The 2,901-nt window shown below is 48.6% G+C and carries 2 protein-coding genes; one reads left to right on the forward strand and one right to left on the reverse strand.

What is annotated here, in order from left to right; translation table 11 throughout:
* Positions 1 to 155: 155 nt before the first annotated feature.
* Positions 156 to 1,334, reverse strand: coding sequence for an ROK family transcriptional regulator (locus BLT91_RS30405; protein ID WP_090827999.1), 1,179 nt, complete (start codon positions 1,332 to 1,334; stop codon positions 156 to 158).
* Positions 1,335 to 1,508: 174 nt separating this feature from the next.
* On the opposite strand from BLT91_RS30405, the gene xylA reads away from it, so the two are divergent.
* Positions 1,509 to 2,828, forward strand: a complete 1,320-nt coding sequence (xylA, locus tag BLT91_RS30410; RefSeq protein WP_090828001.1) for a xylose isomerase — start codon at positions 1,509 to 1,511, stop codon at positions 2,826 to 2,828.
* The last annotated feature ends 73 nt before the right edge of the window (positions 2,829 to 2,901 follow it).

Genomic DNA, 2,901 nt, shown 5'->3' on the forward strand with positions numbered 1-2,901 from the left:
CCATTGAAAAATGGAAATGAGTCGTCTTTTTGTGTAGAGAATTTAGGGATCCTGAAAAACAGTGAGTTCTTCAGTGGCCTCGTTCGATATGCTGATCGCTTTTTAGTCGTTTATGCTACTAATGGAAAATGTCCCGCCACAGTTTAACAAATGCGCTAATTCCGCTCCACCGACACCGTAGTCGAAGCAAAAAACTTTGCCACCGCAAACGAAGAAGCACCCAACACGGTCGAACGGTCGTGAAGTCGAGAAAACTCTACATTCAGCAGCGTCCGTGGATGCGGAAGGGCTCGCTTTTCCAACAGACCCAGCAGAGGTTTCATTAACCAATTCTCGGCTCCAGCCAAACGGCCTCCTAGAATAATGAACTCGGGATTAAATCCGTTGATGATATTGACTACGCCGATACCGAGATAATAACCAAGGCGCTCAAAAAGCGCGATCACCGCCTCATCTCCGGCTTCTGCTTTGCTCAGCAGCGACTCCAAATCTACGTTATCACTCTTCAACTCTTGACGCGCTTGTTCCAATAGCGCATGCTCCGACGCATACAGCTCCCAACAGCCCAGACTGCCGCAGCGGCACTTGGGTCCATCATGCTGGATCGACATGTGCCCGATCTCACCGGAGAAGCCGGTCGCGCCGCGGTACAGCTCGCCCTTAATAATGATACCGGCACCAATGCCGATGCCGATGGAGATATAAACCAGATTCGCCGTGTCTTTACCAGCGCCGAATTGTTTCTCGCCAACTGCGCCAGCGTTCGCTTCGTTGTCGATAACGACCGGGATTCCGAATTCCGCTTCTACCTGCTGCTGCAGCGGTACATTCTCCCACCCGAGATTTGGCGCGAACAACAAAGTGCCGTTCTCGTCACAGATACCCGGCACTCCAATGCCGATGCCGATAATACCGTAGACGCTTTCCGGGGCGTGTTCGATCAGCTCGCTAATGGTTATTTTCAGCAGCTGGATGACCTTTTGGGCGGAAGCATTGTCATGCTGTATTCTCTTTTCGCGGATGACCTTACCGGTCAGATCCGTTAATACAGCGAGAATATCATGAACGCCAAGATCTACCCCGATCGCGTATCCCGCCGTCCCGTTAAATAGCAGCATCATCGGTTTACGCCCGCCGCTTGATTCACCAACACCAATCTCATCAACGAGGCTGCTTTCAATAAGCTCATTTACGAGGCTGGATACCGTTGCCTTTGTAAGCCCTGTTATTTCCGCGATCCGTGCGCGGGATATGGGCGAATCCGTCCGAATATGGTGCAGCACGATCGTTTTATTTATTTTTTTAACTAGATTCAAATCGCCTGTTTGCTTCATGCTAGCCCCCACACTGCTCCGATTGCTTGTCTTTTCTATTCTAATGAAATGATTTTAACATGAAAGGCTTTTTCACGCATTAACTAAGTTTGTTTAATGAATTTACAAACTATTCGAATGATGCTATGATGACTGCATATGCATTTATTAATCACATTTATGGAGGCTGATTTCATGAGCTACTTTGACAACATCCAACCGATTAAGTATGAAGGCCGCACATCTATGAACCCGCTTTCTTTTAAATTTTATAATCCCGATCAAGTCATTCTAGGCAAAACAATGCGTGAGCATCTGCGTTTTGCAATCGCTTACTGGCATTCTTTATCCGCTAATGGCTCCGATCCTTTCGGCAGCGGTACGGCGATTCGTGCTTGGGATCAATATTCCGGCCTTGAGCTGGCAAAAGCTCGTGTTGACGCTTGCTTTGAACTGCTCCACATTCTGGATGTTGACTACTTCGCTTTCCATGACCGCGATATTGCACCTGAAGGCAGCACACTTCAAGAAACGAACCGCAACCTAGATGAGATCGTTGCTATCATTAAAGAAAAAATGAAATCCAGCGGCAAAAAATTGCTTTGGAACACTGCCAATATGTTTACCAACCCGCGCTTCGTTCACGGCGCTGCTACGACGAATAACGCTGACGTATTTGCTTATGCTGCTGCGCAAGTGAAGAAAGCTCTTGACCATGCCAAAGAGCTCGGCTCTGAAAACTACGTTTTTTGGGGCGGACGAGAGGGCTACGAAACCCTGCTTAACACCGACCTCGGCCTGGAACTCGACAATCTTGCTCGCTTCCTGCATATGGCGGTCGATTATGCCAAAGAAATCGGTTACGACGGTCAATTCCTGATCGAGCCTAAACCAAAAGAACCATCCAAGCACCAATATGACTTCGATGCTGCAACTGCGCTATCTTTCCTGCAAAAATACGACTTGCTGCCATATTTTAAATTAAACTTAGAAGCAAACCATGCAACGCTTGCTGGTCATACATTCGAGCACGAGCTTCGCGTCGCACGTATTAACGGCGTTCTTGGTTCCATCGATGCGAACCAAGGCGACCTGCTGCTCGGCTGGGATACCGACGAGTTCCCGACAGACCTGTACTCGACGACACTCGCGATGTACGAAATTCTCCTCAACGAAGGCGGCATCGGCCGCGGCGGCGTGAACTTCGACGCCAAGGTTCGCCGTACATCCTTCGAGCCTATTGACGTGGTTTATGCCCACATCGCAGGGATGGATTCCTTCGCTCGAGGCTTGCAAGTCGCTGCCAAATTAATTGAAGACCGCGTATTCGACAACATCCTCGACACGCGTTATGCTTCTTTCAAATCAGGCATCGGCGCCGATATCGTGTCCGGCAAAGCGAACTTCAAAACACTTGAGGCTTACGCGCTTGAGAACAACAGTAACATTGTGAACCAATCCGGTCGTCTAGAATTGATTAAAGCAATCGTTAACCAGTACCTGATCAACTCTTAATTCATGCAAAAAGCCGCTCGCCCATATTACACTGGTACCCATAGTCTGGACACTTTGAAAAAGTGTTCAGACT

Source organism: Paenibacillus sp. yr247 (assembly GCF_900103825.1).
Lineage (GTDB): Bacteria > Bacillota > Bacilli > Paenibacillales > NBRC-103111 > Paenibacillus_E.